Origin of the sequence: Rhizobium sp. Root149 (assembly GCF_001427345.1) — a bacterium.
Lineage (GTDB): Bacteria > Pseudomonadota > Alphaproteobacteria > Rhizobiales > Rhizobiaceae > Neorhizobium > Neorhizobium rhizoryzae.
Genome location: NZ_LMGD01000020.1, coordinates 246,336 through 262,445 on the forward strand (window position 1 = coordinate 246,336; position 16,110 = coordinate 262,445).

17 protein-coding genes and 1 pseudogene are annotated in these 16,110 nt (G+C 58.2%); 10 read left to right on the plus strand and 8 right to left on the minus strand.

Going from position 1 to position 16,110, the window contains the following annotated elements:
• Positions 1-64: 64 nt before the first annotated feature.
• The 4 genes and pseudogenes from ASD54_RS13315 to ASD54_RS13330 all read right to left on the minus strand — a co-directional run.
• Positions 65-292 (minus strand): annotated as a pseudogene (locus ASD54_RS13315) (type II toxin-antitoxin system CcdA family antitoxin); the annotation flags it as partial.
• Positions 293-370: 78 nt separating this feature from the next.
• Entirely contained in the window at positions 371-2,191 is a 1,821-nt protein-coding gene (gene lepA / locus ASD54_RS13320) for a translation elongation factor 4 (RefSeq protein WP_062555083.1), read from the minus strand.
• A gap of 75 nt (positions 2,192-2,266) precedes the next feature.
• The gene (locus tag ASD54_RS13325) at positions 2,267-3,148 is read right to left on the minus strand and encodes a carbon-nitrogen hydrolase family protein (protein ID WP_062555084.1); all 882 of its coding nucleotides are present in this window, start codon (positions 3,146-3,148) and stop codon (positions 2,267-2,269) included.
• On the minus strand, positions 3,145-3,738 hold the full coding sequence (locus tag ASD54_RS13330; protein ID WP_062555085.1) for a GNAT family N-acetyltransferase: 594 nt from the start codon (positions 3,736-3,738) through the stop codon (positions 3,145-3,147). Before ASD54_RS13330 ends, ASD54_RS13325 begins: the two co-directional genes overlap by 4 nt.
• 81 nt (positions 3,739-3,819) lie before the next feature.
• Between ASD54_RS13330 and ASD54_RS13335 the strand changes: the two genes are divergently transcribed.
• From ASD54_RS13335 to ASD54_RS13345, 3 genes are read left to right on the plus strand one after another with little or no spacing between them, the layout of a single operon-like run.
• The gene (locus tag ASD54_RS13335) at positions 3,820-4,221 is read left to right on the plus strand and encodes a ketosteroid isomerase-related protein (protein WP_062555086.1); all 402 of its coding nucleotides are present in this window, start codon (positions 3,820-3,822) and stop codon (positions 4,219-4,221) included.
• A 55-nt stretch (positions 4,222-4,276) separates the two neighbouring features.
• Positions 4,277-4,855, plus strand: coding sequence for a helix-turn-helix transcriptional regulator (locus tag ASD54_RS13340; protein ID WP_062555087.1), 579 nt, complete (start codon positions 4,277-4,279; stop codon positions 4,853-4,855).
• Positions 4,856-4,869: 14 nt separating this feature from the next.
• Positions 4,870-5,388, plus strand: a complete 519-nt coding sequence (locus ASD54_RS13345) for a GNAT family N-acetyltransferase (RefSeq protein ID WP_062555088.1) — start codon at positions 4,870-4,872, stop codon at positions 5,386-5,388.
• On the opposite strand, the gene ASD54_RS13350 is transcribed toward ASD54_RS13345, so the two are convergent.
• A complete protein-coding gene (locus tag ASD54_RS13350; protein WP_062555089.1) occupies positions 5,385-6,446 on the minus strand; it encodes an alpha/beta fold hydrolase in 1,062 nt (353 codons plus the stop codon). The two genes, ASD54_RS13345 and ASD54_RS13350, sit on opposite strands and share 4 nt — an antisense overlap.
• A 177-nt stretch (positions 6,447-6,623) precedes the next feature.
• Here ASD54_RS13350 and ASD54_RS26965 point away from each other — a divergent pair, with 177 nt between their 5' ends.
• A complete protein-coding gene (locus ASD54_RS26965; protein ID WP_165133378.1) occupies positions 6,624-6,797 on the plus strand; it encodes a hypothetical protein in 174 nt (57 codons plus the stop codon).
• Positions 6,798-6,862: 65 nt separating this feature from the next.
• On the opposite strand, the gene ASD54_RS13355 is transcribed toward ASD54_RS26965, so the two are convergent.
• Complete coding sequence (locus ASD54_RS13355) at positions 6,863-7,969, minus strand: TRAP transporter substrate-binding protein (RefSeq protein WP_062555090.1); 1,107 nt, start codon at positions 7,967-7,969, stop codon at positions 6,863-6,865.
• 250 nt (positions 7,970-8,219) lie between these two features.
• On the opposite strand from ASD54_RS13355, the gene mbfA reads away from it, so the two are divergent.
• Positions 8,220-9,203, plus strand: coding sequence for an iron exporter MbfA (mbfA, locus tag ASD54_RS13360; protein ID WP_062555091.1), 984 nt, complete (start codon positions 8,220-8,222; stop codon positions 9,201-9,203).
• Positions 9,204-9,278: 75 nt separating this feature from the next.
• Here mbfA and ASD54_RS13365 read toward each other — a convergent pair whose 3' ends face one another.
• Complete coding sequence (locus ASD54_RS13365; protein WP_062555092.1) at positions 9,279-9,896, minus strand: transglutaminase-like cysteine peptidase; 618 nt, start codon at positions 9,894-9,896, stop codon at positions 9,279-9,281.
• A 142-nt stretch (positions 9,897-10,038) separates the two neighbouring features.
• Entirely contained in the window at positions 10,039-10,830 is a 792-nt protein-coding gene (locus tag ASD54_RS13370) for an alpha/beta hydrolase (protein ID WP_062555093.1), read from the minus strand.
• Between the two features lie 183 nt (positions 10,831-11,013).
• Between ASD54_RS13370 and infC the strand changes: the two genes are divergently transcribed.
• From infC to pheT, 5 genes are all read left to right on the plus strand, one after another.
• Positions 11,014-11,550: a translation initiation factor IF-3 gene (infC, locus tag ASD54_RS13375; RefSeq protein WP_082547206.1), complete on the plus strand. Its 537-nt coding sequence runs from the start codon at positions 11,014-11,016 to the stop codon at positions 11,548-11,550.
• A 193-nt stretch (positions 11,551-11,743) separates the two neighbouring features.
• A complete protein-coding gene (gene rpmI / locus ASD54_RS13380) occupies positions 11,744-11,947 on the plus strand; it encodes a 50S ribosomal protein L35 (protein WP_062555095.1) in 204 nt (67 codons plus the stop codon).
• Between the two features lie 37 nt (positions 11,948-11,984).
• Complete coding sequence (rplT, locus tag ASD54_RS13385; RefSeq protein WP_062555096.1) at positions 11,985-12,389, plus strand: 50S ribosomal protein L20; 405 nt, start codon at positions 11,985-11,987, stop codon at positions 12,387-12,389.
• Positions 12,390-12,542: 153 nt separating this feature from the next.
• Complete coding sequence (gene pheS, locus ASD54_RS13390; RefSeq protein WP_062555097.1) at positions 12,543-13,628, plus strand: phenylalanine--tRNA ligase subunit alpha; 1,086 nt, start codon at positions 12,543-12,545, stop codon at positions 13,626-13,628.
• 21 nt (positions 13,629-13,649) lie between these two features.
• A complete protein-coding gene (gene pheT / locus ASD54_RS13395; RefSeq protein ID WP_062555098.1) occupies positions 13,650-16,076 on the plus strand; it encodes a phenylalanine--tRNA ligase subunit beta in 2,427 nt (808 codons plus the stop codon).
• Positions 16,077-16,110: the final 34 nt, after the last annotated feature.

Sequence of the window (16,110 nt, forward strand, 5' to 3'; positions counted from 1 at the left end):
GCCTGAAGATCAAGCGCCAGAGCACCGTCAGTTCCCAACCGATGAACCCAGAACCGAGCCCCCAAAACAGCCGATATTTGGCCAGCGGCAGTCCATGCCTTTCAAGGTAATCGTTCGATGCGGCAATGGCCTCGGCATTTTCAATGCGCCAAAGCCGCTCCTTCTCAGCGCGAATTGCGCGCGTGATGCCGTCTTCGGCGGCGCGGGTCACATCAAGCTTAAGATCGTTCGCTTCTGCTAAAAGGCGACGATCGATCGGAACATCATCCCGTCTTCCCGACGTCTGAACCATGACACCCTACCCCTTGATGCGCAGACCACGCAGATCCGCACGCCTGAGTATGACGAAGATCAGAAGCCGTGAAAAGCCTCACTCGTCATTCATCTTCAAGGCTGCGATGAAGGCTTCCTGCGGAATCTCCACCTTGCCGAACTGACGCATGCGCTTCTTGCCTTCCTTCTGCTTTTCCAGAAGTTTGCGCTTACGGGTGGCGTCGCCGCCGTAGCACTTGGCCGTTACGTCCTTGCGTAGTGCGCGAACCGTTTCGCGGGCAATAACCTTGCCGCCCAATGCGGCCTGGATCGGGATCTGGAACATGTGCGGCGGAATGAGTTCCTTCAGCTTCTCGCACATGCCGCGACCGCGCCGATCCGCTGCCGAGCGGTGAACCAGCATGGAGAGCGCATCAACCGGATCGCCGTTGACGAGGATCGACATCTTGACGAGATCGCCCGCACGATAATCAGTGATCTGGTAGTCGAACGAAGCATAGCCCTTCGAGATCGACTTCAGGCGATCGTAGAAATCGAACACGACTTCGTTCAAAGGCAGCTCATAGGTCACCATGGCGCGCGTGCCGACATAGGTCAGTTCGGTCTGGATGCCGCGGCGATCCTGGCAGAGCTTCAGAACGGAACCGAGATATTCGTCCGGCGTCAGAATGGTCGCCTTGATCCAGGGCTCGCGGATCTCGTCGATCTTGACCACATCCGGCATATCCGCCGGATTGTGCAGTTCCTTCTCGGAGCCGTCCGTCAGCGTCATCTGGTAGACGACCGAAGGCGCGGTCGCGACGAGATCGAGGTTGAACTCGCGCTCCAGGCGCTCCTGAATGATTTCGAGGTGAAGCAGACCCAGGAAGCCGCAACGGAAGCCGAAGCCAAGAGCGGCAGAGCTTTCCATTTCAAAGGAGAAGGATGCGTCGTTCAGGCGCAGCTTGCCCATGGCAGCGCGCAGGTCTTCGAAGTCCGCGGCATCGACCGGGAAGAGACCGCAGAACACGACCGGCTGGGCAGGCTTGAAGCCCGGCAGCGCCTTTTCGGTCGGGCGCTTGTCGTCGGTAATCGTATCGCCAACACGCGTATCGGCCACTTCCTTGATGGAGGCGGTGATGAAACCGATCTCGCCGGGGCCGAGGCTATCCACATTGACCATCTTCGGGGTCAGAACGCCCACGCGCTCGACGCCGTATTTTGCGCCGGTGCCCATCATGCGGATCTGCTGGCCCTTGGTCAGCACACCATCGATGATGCGCACGAGGACCATGACGCCGAGATAGGTATCGTACCAGCTATCGACCAGCAGCGCCTTCAGGGGAGCCTTCTCGCCGCCTTCGCTCTTTGGCGCTGGCAGCTTGTTGACGATGGCCTCCAGGACATCGGGAATACCAAGGCCGGTCTTGGCGGAAATCAGCACTGCATCGGATGCGTCGATGCCGATGACTTCCTCGATCTGATCCTTGATGCGATCCGGCTCGGCGGCTGGCAGGTCGATCTTGTTGAGAACGGTCACCAGTTCATGATTGTTGTCAATCGCCTGATAGACGTTGGCGAGAGTCTGGGCTTCCACGCCCTGGGAGGCGTCGACGACCAGAAGCGAACCTTCGCAGGCCGATAGCGAACGCGAGACTTCGTAGGCGAAGTCCACGTGGCCGGGCGTGTCGATCAGGTTGAGAACATAGGTCTCGCCGTTGTTCGCCTTGTAGTGAAGGCGGACAGTCTGCGCCTTGATCGTAATGCCGCGCTCGCGCTCGATATCCATGGAATCAAGCACCTGTTCCGACATCTCACGTTCGGCAAGGCCGCCCGTGGATTGGATCAGGCGGTCGGCCAGCGTCGATTTGCCATGGTCGATATGGGCGACAATGGAAAAATTGCGGATGTGGTCAAGGGGCGTGCGATCGGTGCTCATGGCTGGCGCATATAGCAGCGAGCCGTATCATCGCAAAGCGGGAATTTGACTCAAAAGCCAGAAAACAAGGCGTTTTTACTGGCCATGCTCTGAGAATTGCTCGGCCCAGTCGCGCCGCGTCGCCACCTGACCTTCCGTCCTGAGCCGCGCAACCTGCGTCAGATCGATCTGCGTGATGAGCCAGTGGCTTTCCTCAACATCGTCGCTTTGGCTTTCGGCAAAGATTCCAGAGGGCGGCATGCCATAATCTGACGGAACATAGAGCGCGGCTCGCCCCTTGTTTTCATCGAGTGCCGGAGACCATGGTGCATCACCCGCCGTAGGGGCTGAGAGCACGGCATACTGATTTTCCAGCGCACGCGCCTGCGCACCGATTCGAACACGAAAGCTTCCAGCCAGCGTATCCGTGCAGGAGGGGGCAAGTACAAGCTCAACGCCAAGTTCCGCCAGCTTGCGGCCCAACATAGGGAATTCGTTATCGTAGCAGATCAGGATGCCGAGGCGACCAAGAGACGTATCGAAAGCTCTCAGACCTTCAACGCTCCTTGCAATATTCCATTTCTCGCGCTCGAAGCGTGTCATGATCTGCTTGTCCTGATGGCCGAGCAAGCCTTCAGGGCCGAAGAGCGGGGCGCGATTGCGATAGTGTCCATCCGCATCACGAACCGGCATGGTTCCCGGTTGGAAGACAATTCGATGCTTGCGGGCCAGATCTTCACATAGCTGCATCCAGCCGGGAGCGAGGGTCTGGATGCCCGCAATCGACCGATGCAGATCGCTGCGTTTGGTCTCCGGCAATAGCCCGGTCAGCACGAGGCCTGCATATTCCGGCAGAAGAAGCAGTTGCGCGCCTTGCGAGACAGCTTCTTCGACAAGCGCAGTGAGATGGGCGACGTAGGCATCCCAGCTTTCGATGAGATCGATTTTATACTGGCAGGCGGCAAGCGTGATGGTCATGCGGGCAAACTCTTGATCCAGAAGGAAAGGTGCTTCAGGCTTTCTCGGTCTTCGTCCAGATCGCGCCATGAGAATGTCGTGCGAAGCTCCGGGTGATGCGTATAGCCGCGCTTTTGCCAGAAGCGGTTGAGGGGAACATAATCCTTCGGGCGGCGCGGGTGATCTGCCGGTCGTTCCACGGCGCAGAAGGTGCAATGCGGAAGCCCGAGCGTTCTGGCCTGTCTTTCCCGTCCTTCGAAGAAGGCAAGGCCGATGCCCTGTCCACGATAGGCGGGCAGCAATACGCTTTCGCCGAAGTACAGGAAATCCCGCGGATCACGACCGCTCGCGAGAAATGGAGCCTTCACCTCATCCGTCTCTGTAGCCATCGGTGTTGCGGTTGCCGCGCCAACGACGACGTCATCATCGAAAGCAAGCACGAAAACGGATCCTTCAGAGCGGGCATAGGTCGCAAGATAGGCCTGCTCATAAGTCGCGTCCCCGTCATAGAGATAGGGAAATTCCCGGAAGACAGTGATGCGCAACCGGGCGAGGTCGTCAAAGAAGGGGGTGGCGTCGCTGCCGGAAAAGGATTTGACGATGGGAGCCATAGACTATGTTCTGTTCCTGATCGGCGCGTTATAGCCTTGCGCCAAGATCATTTGAAGCTGCCAGAAAAAGGGAATTTCCGCATGAGCGCCAGCGACATCATCCGCGCCTATTACGATGCCTTCAACGCGCAGGATATGGACGCCTTCCTGAGCCTTCTGACAGATGACGTAGTGCACGACATTAACCAGGGTGAGCGGCAGGAAGGGAAGGCGGCCTTTGCGACTTTCATGGAGCACATGAACCGCTGCTACAAGGAAACGCTCACGGACATGGTGATCATGGCGAGCGAGACAGGAATCCGTGCGGCAGCAGAATTCATTGTGAATGGGCAGTACCTTGCAACCGATGAAGGGCTGCCGGAGGCCAAGGGTCAGACCTACAAATTGCCAGCAGGTGCCTTTTTTGAACTGCGCGACGGTAAAGTGTCCCGCGTCACCAACTACTACAATCTCAACGACTGGATCGCGCAGGTCGCAAAATAAAAATTCGCATATAAGACCTCTTGATTCTATTATAGTGGAATTGTAGCGTTGCTCCATGAGTGACGCACAGCAACAATTCGAAGAAGCCACGGGAAGCCGACTGAAAATCCTGCGGCAACGTGAAGGCCTGACGCTGGACGAACTGGCAAAAGCTTCCGGCGTCAGCCGAGCCATGATCTCACGCATCGAGCGAGGGGAGGTCAGCCCCACCGCCTCGCTTCTGGCGCGGCTATGCGAATCGCTTGGTTTGAGCCTGTCTCATTTCTTTGCGCCGGATAGTCCGGCGTCTGACCCCTTTGTCCGCCACGAAAATCAAAGACTGTGGCGCGACCCTGTCACCGGCTACCTGCGGCGTTCGGTTTCTCCACCGGGAACCGCATCGGCTGTCGATATCGTCGAGGTCGAGTTTCCGGCCGGCGCACGGGTGTCGTTTCCGCCACGCGAGGAAAGCCGTGAGATGACCCAACATGTGTGGCTGTTCGAGGGGCGTCTGAACATGGTGCTGCCGGACCAGACCTATGAGATGCAGTCCGGCGATTGCCTCTACATGCATATCGGCGACGCCTTCGAATTTCACAACCCTTCCGATAAACCCGTCCGTTACGCTGTCATTCTGGACCGCGGAAGGCGCTGACAAAGGTATTCGACATGACGACAATCCATGTACTGGCGGCCGAGAACATGACGCCTTATATCGACGATCTCTGTGAGGTGCTTGCCGATTGCGTTAACGGTGGGGCGTCGCTCGGCTTCATGCAGCCTTTTGCGCCTGAAGATGCGCGTTCCTATTGGCTGGATGTGCATAAGTCTGTCGCGGCTGGCCATACCGTGATCGCGGTGGCGGAGCATGAGGGCAGGGTCGTCGGGTCGGTTCAGGTGGGGCTTGCTCAGAAGCCCAACCAGCCGCATCGCGGCGATCTCATGAAGCTTCTCGTCCATCGGTCGGCCCGCGGGCTTGGTCTTTCCCGCAAGCTGATGGAGACGGTCGAGAAGGAGGCTGCGCGCCTCGGCCGCACGATCCTGGTACTGGATACGGCGACTGGCAGCGAAGCGGAGGCAATCTACCCCCGCTTCGGCTGGGAGCGTGTCGGCGTCATTCCAGATTACGCGCTCTGGCCGCAAGGCGGTTTTTGCGATTCGACCTTCTTCTACAAGCGCATCGGTTAGTTCATTGCTTTTCCGAACGCGTCGACAATCAGTTTCGCTGCATCCATGTGGACCTCGGCGCGCTCGCGCAAGCCTTTGCCAGCGCAAATCGGATCAACGTCACCGGCCTCGGAGAGGAAATCCTGCGCCCCCGCCTTGCACACCGGCAGGAAGCTGAAGTGGTTGGAGCCGGCAATCTGATGATAGGCCGCGCGCGCAATCTGGGCGACGAGTTTCGCCGCATCCACCGCTGCGGGTAACGTATCACTGCTGCCCAGATTGATGATTGTTGTGTTGGTCGTGATCTGCTTCAGGCTCTCCGGCTTGAAGGCCTGCGCTAGACCGGGATCGACAATGACGGCGGAGGTTACGCGCGGATCGATGTTCGATTGCTCGAACCGCTTGTCGAACTCCCGCAGTTTGACGACCGGTGAGGCAACGCGCTTGCCATCGACGAAACCGAAGCCGCCCGCAAACCACTGGCAATCCATCATCATGCTATAGCGATCGCAGTAGTCGGCATAGGCATTGAGATCGGCCCGCGCGCCAATGATTTCCAGCGCCGTGCTGCCGCCAAGGGAGAAGCCAAGCACGCCGATTTTCGACGCCTGGACGGACGGCGCCCATTTCGCATCGCCGGCCATCCAGGTGATGATGTTGGAGAGATCCTGGGTTCGCTCCCAGATCCGTGGTGTGGCGATGGGCGTGGAATCACCGCTGGTCGTGCCGGGGTGATCCGGTCCGGCTACGATAAAGCCTTTCTCAGCCAGACGTGCGGCAATCCATGTCATGCCTTGGGCGCGGGAGCCGGAACCGTGTGACAGCAGGATGAGCGGGTATTTGCCGGGGTTGATGGCAGCATCCGGCTTTGCGGGCGCGCCGGTGAAGATGCGGTTGTCGCCGACCAGGATCTCCGGCGCCTTGGCATCCGATGGATACCAGACATCGACGGACAAAGGTTTGCCACGCTGGGGTGAGGGTATGGAGATGGTGGTCCAGCCAATGCTGGTTTCGGCTGAGGCTGCGAACGGGATGACGCTGCTGGCAATAAGTGCGGCAAGCGAGAGAAGATGTTTCATGGGGGGGGGTGCCTTTCGGTTTCGAGACGAACCGAAATTCCCGAACTGCCTGATCAAATGCGACCTTGAACCTGTTCAAGGTCGCCCAAGATCACGTTCTTGTCCGGGCGGGAAGGTGGAACATCTCGCAACGGCGATCGTTTTTCTCTCGCAACCCATCGAACAATGGAGACGAAAATGTCGAAAAGCGATGTGAAAGCAATGCAGGAACGCGCAAAAGCGCAGGTCGCCAATACAAGTGCCGGTGGGCATTTGGGCGGAACCTACTACGGACAGGAGCCGGACGGTAAAACTGTCACGACCAAGCTCCACTCGGGCGGCAAGGCCCGTTCGAATGATGGATCCAACTGATCCTTGATCGAATTCCTCTCTGAAGAACGCGGCGACGCCTCGCCGCGTTCTTTTTCATGTGAAGATTACAGCGTGCCTTTGCGCTGCTGCATCATCATGAAGGTATCAAAGCTGTAGTCTGCGATCTGCATCCAGAGATAGCCATCCTTTTTGAAGGCCTGCTGGCTGTCGTAGATCTTCTTGAAATTCTCATTCTTGGCCGAGATTTCGGCATAGGTTTCCTGTGCGGCCTTGTAGCATACATCCATGATGTCCTGGCTGAAGGGCTTCAGGACGGCGCCCTGAGCCACCAGTTCGCGCAGTGCCTTGGCATTCAGCGCGTCGTAACGCTCCAGCATCAGCGCGTTCACGCGTGCGCAAGCATCCGTCAGAATACGCTGATAGCTCTTCGGCAGCGCATTGAACTTCTCGCGGTTGAAGAATGCATGAACCGTCGGGCCGCCTTCCCAGAAGGCCGGGTAGTAGTAGTACTTCGCAACCTTGTAGAAGCCGAGCTTGTGATCGTCATAAGGACCGACGAATTCCGTCGCGTCGATTGTGCCCTTTTCCAGAGCGGCATAGACATCGCCACCAGCGATTTGCTGCGGGGTGACGCCGACCTTTGTCAGAACCTGACCGGCCAGACCTGCGATGCGCATCTTCAGACCTTTCAGGTCGTCGACGGTCTTGATTTCCTTGCGGAACCAGCCGCCCATCTGCGCGCCCGTATTGCCAGCAGGCAGGGCATAAAGATTATGACCGGCTAGAAACTGGTTGAGCAGATCGTTACCGCCGCCCACTGTGAACCATGAATTCGTCAGCCGCGCATTGAGGCCGAAGGGAATGGCCGTGCCCAGTGCGAATGTCGGGTCCTTGCCGACGTAATAATAGGCGCAGGTATGCGCCATCTCGACCGTTCCGGAAGAAACTGCATCGGCTGCCTGAAGCGGTGGAACGATTTCACCCGCCGCATAGGTCTGGATCTTGAACTTGCCGCCCGTTGCTTCGGATACGCTCTTGGCGATTTCCGTCGCGCTTTCAAACAGAACGTCCAGGCTCTTCGGGAAGGAGGACGTCAGGCGCCAAGTGATTTCCGGATTTTCCTGGGCGATTGCCGGGGCTGCCAGGGCGGTTGCGGCGGCGGCGCCAATGCCGGCAGTACCAGCTTGGCGAAAGAATGCTCTGCGGTTCATGAAATCAATGCCTTCACATCAGTAATGCAGGTGAGTCTCGCTCACATCGAGCTCTGCTAAAACATTTTGTTGCTGATGTCGCAAGTTGGAAATGACAGAAGTTACGCGTGTACCGTGCGTTCGCGACAGTTCCTTTCGCTCTCTCTGCAGGCACTGGTCGCAATGCCGCAGACCATACGTCGCACCGCAGCATCTTGCTTTCTTCTCACAGAAGACTAAGATTAGAATAATTCTAAAGAGGGTGGCTACCATGTTTGACTTGTTCCGGGGCTCGGGCCGGCGTCCGTTCGAAAGCCTGAGCGAAGACGAGATTCTTGCCCTGGCAATTTCGTCCGAAGAAGAGGACTCTCGCATCTATCTGTCCTACGCGCGGGCTCTGCAGGAACAGGCGCCGGCTTCGGCAAAAGTCTTCCGGGATATGGCCGAGGTCGAGCAAACCCACCGCAACATGTTGATCAACCAGTTCCGACAGAGGTTCGGCGAAGAGATCCCGCTGATCCGGCGTGAGCACGTGCGGGGTTTCTATCAGCGCAAGCCTGATTGGCTGGTCAAGAATCTTTCGCTGGAGACGATCCGCGCGCAGGCCGAACTCATGGAGCAGCAGGCCTATAGTTTTTACGTGGAAGCGCAGAAGCGTGTGACCGATGCCTCCACCCGGCAATTGCTGGGCGATCTCGCTCTTGCGGAACAGGGGCACAGCGATATTGCGCACATGCTGGGCGAGAAACATACGCCTGATGAAGTGCGCGATGAGGAAGCCGCGGGCGAACGCCGGCAGTTCATTCTGACCTATGTCCAGCCTGGTCTCGCGGGGCTGATGGACGGCTCCGTCTCGACGCTGGCGCCGATTTTTGCTGCAGCCTTTGCCACGCAGGATACCTGGCAAACCTTCCTTGTTGGTCTTTCGGCCTCGGTCGGTGCCGGTATCTCCATGGGTTTCACGGAAGCCTCGCATGATGATGGAAAGCTTTCCGGCAGAGGCTCACCGCTCAAGCGCGGCCTTGCCTGCGGCATCATGACCACCATTGGTGGCCTGGGTCATGCGCTTCCCTACCTGATCCCGCATTTCTGGACGGCCACCATCGTCGCCGCCATCGTGGTGTTCATCGAACTTTGGGCCATTGCCTTCATCCAGAACAAATATATGGAAACGCCGTTCATGCGTGCCGTCTTCCAGGTTGTCTTTGGCGGTTCGCTGGTTCTCGCTGCCGGTATCCTTATCGGTAATTCGTAAGGACAGACGGGTCGGACGCTTCAACGAAAAAGGCCGAGCAAACGCCCGGCCTTTAAACGCTCAATGCGTGAATTCTCAGCGCAATGCGCCGACGACCACTTCGCGGCCATCCTCGATCGATACCCAGCGTCCCGTGTTGAAGGACGCCTGGCGCTTGAGGAACGTGTAGGGCGTGTCGCTCCAGAGCTTGACCTCGTCGGAAAGATTGTCGAGCACGAAGTCACCTTCTGAAGTGCGGACGGTCAGGACCGCATGACCTTCGCCATCAGGCTTGCGGACGACGGTGATCAGGAGGTCCGCGAGCGAGAAGCCCTTGTCCTTCAGTTCCTTGCGCTTCTGGAGCGCGTAATCTTCACAATCGCCAGCCGTCACCGGATAGGCCCAATATTCTTCGCGGCCATAGACTTCCATGTCCGTGCGGGCTTCAATGCGATGGTTCACTGAGAAATTGATCTGCTGGATCATTTCCCAGCCATACTCCGTAACCTTTGGCGCGGGAGTCGATGCAAAACGCTGATCGCACTCGGCAGGCAGGCGCTGGCAGAATTCATAATGGCCGATCGGCTGGGAGGTAATACCACCCACGATCATTTGTGCCGAAGATGTGCGTGGTGCCGGAACAGCCGCTGAAGCCGACACAAGCACAGTCGCGAGGATCACGGCCAATTGCCGTGCCTTCTGGGCATACATCATGAACCCGTCCCTTCAAATCCTAACGAAACGTTAAGATCGTCTGGGGGCCGGTGTCAATTATGAACGAAAGATTAACAAGCTTGCTCGTAATTTATGGTTAAGATCGATTCATTTCAGCAACATCTAATGTTGCGGCTGGAAATCAGATCAATCCGATGATTGCTGCCCGCATACGCTCGATATCCTGCGGTCGGGACAGGCGGTGATCACCGTCGCGGATCAGTGTCAGAACGACGTCATCAGCAGGCAGGAATTCCACGAGCTTCAGAGCATGCTGGAATGGGACATCCGCATCCTTCATGCCTTGCAGAATGTGAACCGGGCAGCCGGTTTCGATGATGCCGGTCAGAACGCGATTGCTGAAGCCGTCCTCCATCAGATCACGCGTAAAGATATTCGGCTCGGGACTATATTCAGAGTGCTCTTCGAAAAAGCCGCGCTCTTGGAGCGACTGGCGTTCGGTCTCGCTGAGCGCAGGCTCGATAAGGTCATGCGTGAAGTCGGGCGCCGGAGCGATGAGGACGAGGCCCTTTATCCCGATCTCGCTTTGCTTGCGAAGTTCCTGAAGCGCTCGCAGGGCAATCCACCCGCCCATCGAGGATCCGATAAGGATGACGTCTCTGGCCGGATAAGCCTTGATGACGGCGAGTGCTTCCTCCAGCCAGCGCGAGATCGTGCCGTCGCGAAACGCGCCTCCAGAAACGCCATGGCCGGAATAGTCGAAACGCAAGGACGGCAGGCCGAGCTCTCCCGCCAGCCGCTCCATTTCCAGAGCCTTCGTGCCGCTCATGTCTGACCGGTACCCGCCGAGCCAGACGAGCATGGGGGAATCGGCTGCTCGCCCCTGTCGGTGAACCAGCGCGATCTGCCGGGCTTCTCCGCCCTCACCGACGGTGATGTGGGTGCTTTTTCCGGGCGCGACCGGCAGATTCATGGCTCATTCTCCTTCAAACAGATGCACCTATAAAACAGATTCGTAAAAACGCGGCACTAGGTGATTTATTGGCGACACTATGCTATTGACTTCGGAGCAGCGTTGACGAAATTGCCCTTTCATTGCGCCACGAGCGCAAGGGCCGCCGCTGCGACCCTTTAATTATTCGAGGAGAATACGACCATTCGCAGACCATTCAAGACCGACGCTCCTGTCAAAGACGGACCGCGCTCTAACCGGGAAATCCGCATTCCTCGCGTCCAGCTGATCGACGCAGAGGGTCAAAACCTCGGCATCGTGCCGACAGACCAGGCGCTGAGAATGGCCGAGGAGGCAGGTCTCGATCTCGTCGAGATCTCTCCGAACACCGAGCCGCCGGTCTGCAAGATTCTCGATCTCGGCAAGCTGAAGTATGCCAACCAGAAAAAGGCTGCCGAAGCACGCAAGAAGCAGAAGATCGTCGAAATCAAAGAAATCAAGATGCGTCCGAACATCGACACTCATGACTATGAGGTGAAGATGAAGGCCATCCTTCGGTTCTTCGAAGATGGCGACAAGGTCCGCGTCACGCTTCGTTTCCGTGGTCGCGAAATGGCGCACCAGGAACTCGGTATGAAGCTTCTTCTTCAGGTCAAGGAAGATACCGCGGCAATCGCCAAGGTTGAAGCCGAGCCGAAGCTGGAAGGCCGCCAGATGATGATGGTTCTGGCACCGCGCTGATCGGTGCCTTTCCATCCTGTGCCGGTCCATTTGCAGCCGCGCACGCAATTCTGTTCACCCCCATTGCGCTTTTACCGGTCTGTCGGTATAAGCGCGCGTCCGAACGGTCCGGCAGGGCATGCCGTGGCCGTTTTTGAATAGCTTGAAGCCAGCCTCATCAGCCAGCTTCGATACAAGAATACGGAGTAGCAAAATGCCCAAGATGAAGACGAAATCGTCCGCCAAGAAGCGGTTCAAGGTCACTGCGACGGGCAAGGTTCTCGCCGCTGCTGCTGGCAAGCGCCACGGCATGATCAAGCGTTCCAACAAGTTCATCCGCGATGCTCGCGGTACGATGGTTCTGGCCGAAGCTGACGGCAAGAAGGTCATCAAGAACTACCTGCCAAACGGTCTCTGAGACCATTTCGCTTTCGGAACATTAAGGAGATCATGACATGGCACGCGTAAAACGTGGCGTAACCTCACGCGCAAAGCACACCAAGACCCTGAAGGCCGCAAAGGGCTTCTACGGTCGTCGTAAGAACACCATCCGCGCCGCAAAGGCAGCTGTCGATCGTTCGCGTCAGTTCGCAACGCGCGACCGTCGCGTCAAGAAGCGCAACTTCCGCGCTCTGTGGATCCAGCGTATCAACGCTGCTGTCCGCGAATTCGGCCTGACCTATGGTCGTTTCATCGACGGCTTGAACAAGGCTGGCATCGAAGTGGACCGCAAGGTTCTGTCTGACATGGCAATCCATGAGCCGGCAGCATTCGGCGCTCTCGTCGAAGCTTCCAAGAAGGCGCTCGTCTACCTCAAGGATGCCGGTACGGCAAACGAGTTTGAAAGCGCGGTTCGTTAACCAGCGCTTCCCAAGCTTCACGAGCTTCATTGATTTGGGAAACCCGCGCTGGTTTGGGCTGGCGCGGGTTTTTCATTTGACCGTTACGACCACATGTCGCAAGCAGCGATCCAAACCTGTCTGCTCACTGCCCGGCATCAAACGGAAATCATCATGTCCGATCTGGAAAACCTGAAATCCTCGCTTCTGGCTGAAATCAACGATGCGTCCGACGAGGCGACCCTGGAAGGCGTTCGCGTTTCGGCGCTGGGCAAGAAAGGCTCCGTCTCCGAACTGCTGAAGACGCTGGGGTCGATGAGCCCGGAAGAGCGCCAGACTCGCGGTGCTGCCATCAATGCCTTGAAGACCGAGGTGACGGAGGCGTTGAACGCGCGCAAGACTGTGCTGCGCGACGCCGCCATCAACGCCCGGCTTGCAGCGGAGACGCTGGATGTAACCCTGCCGGTGCGCTCTTCGCCCGCCGAGCGTGGACGCATTCACCCGATCAGCCAGATCGTCGATGAAATCACCGCCATCTTTGCAGATATGGGTTTTTCGATCGCGGAAGGTCCGGATATCGAGACCGACTATTACAATTTCACGGCGCTGAACTTCCCGGAGGGTCACCCGGCCCGCGAGATGCACGACACCTTCTTTCTCCCGACGGACGAGAAGGGTGAGCGCAAGGTTCTGCGCACGCACACCTCGCCTGTGCAGGTGCGCACCATGGAAGCCCAGAAGCCGCCGATCCGCATCATCATTCCTGGCAAGACCTACCGTCAGGACAGCGATGCCACCCATTCGCCCATGTTCCACCAGGTGGAAGGCCTGGTCGTCGACAAGAAGAGCCATGTCGGTAACATGCGCTGGATCCTCGAAGAGTTCTGCAAGGCCTTCTTTGAGGTGGACAGCGTCACCATGCGCTTTCGCCCCTCCTTCTTCCCGTTCACCGAACCCAGCTTCGAGGTGGATATCCAGTGTGACCGTTCTTCCGGCCCGATCGTCAAGTTCGGCGAGGGAACTGACTGGATGGAAATCCTCGGCTGCGGCATGGTTCACCCGAATGTCCTGCGTGCCGGCGGTCTAGATCCCGATGAGTATCAGGGCTTTGCCTGGGGCATGGGGCTCGACCGCATCGCCATGCTGAAATACGGCATGCCGGACCTGCGTGACTTCTTCAACGCGGACGTGCGCTGGATGAGCCACTACGGGTTCCGTCCGCTCGACATGCCGACACTGTTCGGCGGTTTGAGCCAGTAATTCAGCACGGAGGATAAACATATGAAATTCACGCTCTCCTGGCTGAAGGAACATCTGGACACCAATGCCTCGTTGGAAGAGGTCTGCGAGCGCTTGACGGCGATCGGCCTCGAAGTCGAGGATGTTGATGATCGCGCAGCTTACAAGCCTTTCGTCATTGCCAAGGTTGTTTCCGCTGAAAAGCACCCCTCCGCTGACCGGCTGAAGGTACTGATGGTCGATACGGGCGATGGCAAGCCGGTTCAGGTCGTCTGCGGCGCGCCGAATGCCCGCGCTGGCCTTGTCGGCGCTCTGGCACGCCCGGGCACCTATGTGCCGGGTATCGATGTGACGCTCGCTGTCGGCAATATTCGCGGCGTCGAAAGCCATGGCATGATGTGCTCCGAAAAGGAGCTGAACATCTCCGATAATCATGACGGCATCATCGATCTGCCGGAAGATGCTCCGGTCGGTCAGACCTTTGCATCCTTTGCGGGGCTCGATGATCCGGTCATCGAGATCAACCTCACGCCTAATCGCCCGGATTGCACGAGCGTTTTCGGTATCGCCCGCGATCTGGCCGCCTCGGGCCTGGGCACGCTGAAGCAGCCGAAGACGCCTGCCTTCAAGGTGGACGGGGAAACTCCGGTCGAAGTCTCCATTGATCTCGACGACGAGAGCCTGTGCCCCGGTTTCGCGCTGCGCCTTGTCCGCGGCGTGAAGAATGGCCCGAGCCCTGCCTGGATGCAGCAGCGTCTGAAGGCGATCGGTCTTCGTCCAATCAATGCGCTGGTCGACATCACCAACTATATGACCTTCGACCAGGGTCGCCCCATGCACGTTTTCGATGCGGCCAAGGTAAAGGGCAATCTCACCGTTCGCCGTGCGACGGAAGGAGAGGAAATCCTTGCGCTCGATGCGCGTACCTACAAGCTCTCGTCGAACAATGTGATTATCGCCGATGATAACGGCGTCGAATCCATCGGCGGCATCATGGGCGGCGAGCATTCCGGCTGCGATGAAAACACGGTGGATGTGCTGATTGAGTCCGCCTTGTGGGATCCGATCAACATCGCCAAGTCCGGCCGTGCGTTGGGCATCATCACCGATGCCCGCTATCGTTTCGAACGCGGCGTTGATCCCGAATACATGATGCCGGGCCTTGAGCGCACAACCGAACTGGTGCTGGAACTGTGCGGGGGCACCGCTGCAAAGGCACGTGTTTCCGGCTACAAGGGACATGATCGCAAGCTTGTGGACTTCCCCTTCTCGGAAGTGAAGCGCCTGACCGGCCTCAACGTTTCCGTTGAGGAGAGCCGCCAGATCCTGACCGGGCTGGGCTTCGAGATCCTCTCCGGCGATGAAGAGCGCGTGCAGGTCGCTGTGCCTTCCTGGCGTCCCGATGTCGATGGCAAGGCGGATCTCGTGGAAGAGGTCATGCGCGTCCACGGTGTCGACAACATCAAGCCGGAACCGCTTGCTGCGAAGGACACGGTCAATGCGCGTATCCTGACCACGCTGCAGATCCGTACCCGTGTTGCCAAGCGCGCGCTTGCCTCGCGCGGCATGCTGGAAGCTGTCACCTGGTCCTTCATCCCGGAAGATCAGGCGAAGCTGTTCGGTGGTGGAAGCCCGGCATTGAAGCTGGTCAATCCGATTGCAGCCGATATGTCGGACATGCGTCCATCGCTACTGCCCGGTTTGCTGACTGCCGCTCAGCGCAACGCCGACAAGGGTTATGGCGACGTGGCGATCTTCGAGGTATCGGGCACCTATGAGGGCGATACACCCGAAAAGCAGCGTCGCGTTGCCGGTGGCATTCGCCGCGGCACGGCCTCGCTTTCCGGTTCAGGCCGTTTATGGTCCAACGCAGCCAAGGGTGGCGGAAAGCCGGTCGATGTGTTCGATGCGAAGGCAGATGCATTGGCTGTTCTCGAAGCTTGCGGCATGCCGATGGCGAATGTGCAGGTCGAGCAGGGCGGTCCATCCTGGTATCATCCGGGTCGTTCCGGCACGATAAAGATGGGCCCGAAAGTCGTGCTTGGGCACTTCGGTGAGTTCCATCCGAACACGCTGTCGGCTCTGGATGTCTCCGGCGCACTGGCCGGCTTCGAGGTCTATCTGGATGTCATGCCGGAACCGAAGAAGAAGGCAACCCGCACCAAGGCTGCTCTCGAACTGTCACCCTTCCAGATGGTGAAGCGCGACTTCGCCTTCGTGGTCGAGAAAGCCGTGGATGCTGGCTCCATCATCAAGGCTGCCACGAGTGCCGACCGCAAGCTCATCACCGGTGTCAATGTTTTCGACGTGTTCGAAGGTGCATCCCTTGGCGAAGGCAAGAAGTCCATCGCGATCGAGGTTCTGATCCAGCCGACGGACAAGACCCTGACGGATGAGGATTTCGACGCGCTGACGAAGAAGATTGTCGGCAATGTCGAGAAGACAACAGGCGGCGTTCTTCGCGCTTGATCAAATTAGGCGGGTCGGCAGTCAGTGAGGCTGC

Bases quoted from the DNA above. Each gene is read 5' to 3' on its own strand.
- ASD54_RS13350 (WP_062555089.1), bottom strand. From the start codon at position 6,446: ATGAAACATCTTCTCTCGCTTGCCGCACTTATTGCCAGCAGCGTCATC.
- lepA (WP_062555083.1), bottom strand. From the start codon at position 2,191: ATGAGCACCGATCGCACGCCCCTTGACCACATCCGCAATTTTTCCATT.
- ASD54_RS13355 (WP_062555090.1), bottom strand. From the start codon at position 7,969: ATGAACCGCAGAGCATTCTTTCGCCAAGCTGGTACTGCCGGCATTGGC.
- ASD54_RS13340 (WP_062555087.1), top strand. From the start codon at position 4,277: ATGAGTGACGCACAGCAACAATTCGAAGAAGCCACGGGAAGCCGACTG.
- pheS (WP_062555097.1), top strand. From the start codon at position 12,543: ATGTCCGATCTGGAAAACCTGAAATCCTCGCTTCTGGCTGAAATCAAC.
- rplT (WP_062555096.1), top strand. From the start codon at position 11,985: ATGGCACGCGTAAAACGTGGCGTAACCTCACGCGCAAAGCACACCAAG.
- ASD54_RS26965 (WP_165133378.1), top strand. From the start codon at position 6,624: ATGTCGAAAAGCGATGTGAAAGCAATGCAGGAACGCGCAAAAGCGCAG.
- ASD54_RS13330 (WP_062555085.1), bottom strand. From the start codon at position 3,738: ATGGCTCCCATCGTCAAATCCTTTTCCGGCAGCGACGCCACCCCCTTC.
- ASD54_RS13365 (WP_062555092.1), bottom strand. From the start codon at position 9,896: ATGATGTATGCCCAGAAGGCACGGCAATTGGCCGTGATCCTCGCGACT.
- ASD54_RS13325 (WP_062555084.1), bottom strand. From the start codon at position 3,148: ATGACCATCACGCTTGCCGCCTGCCAGTATAAAATCGATCTCATCGAA.
- ASD54_RS13370 (WP_062555093.1), bottom strand. From the start codon at position 10,830: ATGAATCTGCCGGTCGCGCCCGGAAAAAGCACCCACATCACCGTCGGT.
- mbfA (WP_062555091.1), top strand. From the start codon at position 8,220: ATGTTTGACTTGTTCCGGGGCTCGGGCCGGCGTCCGTTCGAAAGCCTG.
- ASD54_RS13335 (WP_062555086.1), top strand. From the start codon at position 3,820: ATGAGCGCCAGCGACATCATCCGCGCCTATTACGATGCCTTCAACGCG.
- rpmI (WP_062555095.1), top strand. From the start codon at position 11,744: ATGCCCAAGATGAAGACGAAATCGTCCGCCAAGAAGCGGTTCAAGGTC.
- pheT (WP_062555098.1), top strand. From the start codon at position 13,650: ATGAAATTCACGCTCTCCTGGCTGAAGGAACATCTGGACACCAATGCC.
- ASD54_RS13345 (WP_062555088.1), top strand. From the start codon at position 4,870: ATGACGACAATCCATGTACTGGCGGCCGAGAACATGACGCCTTATATC.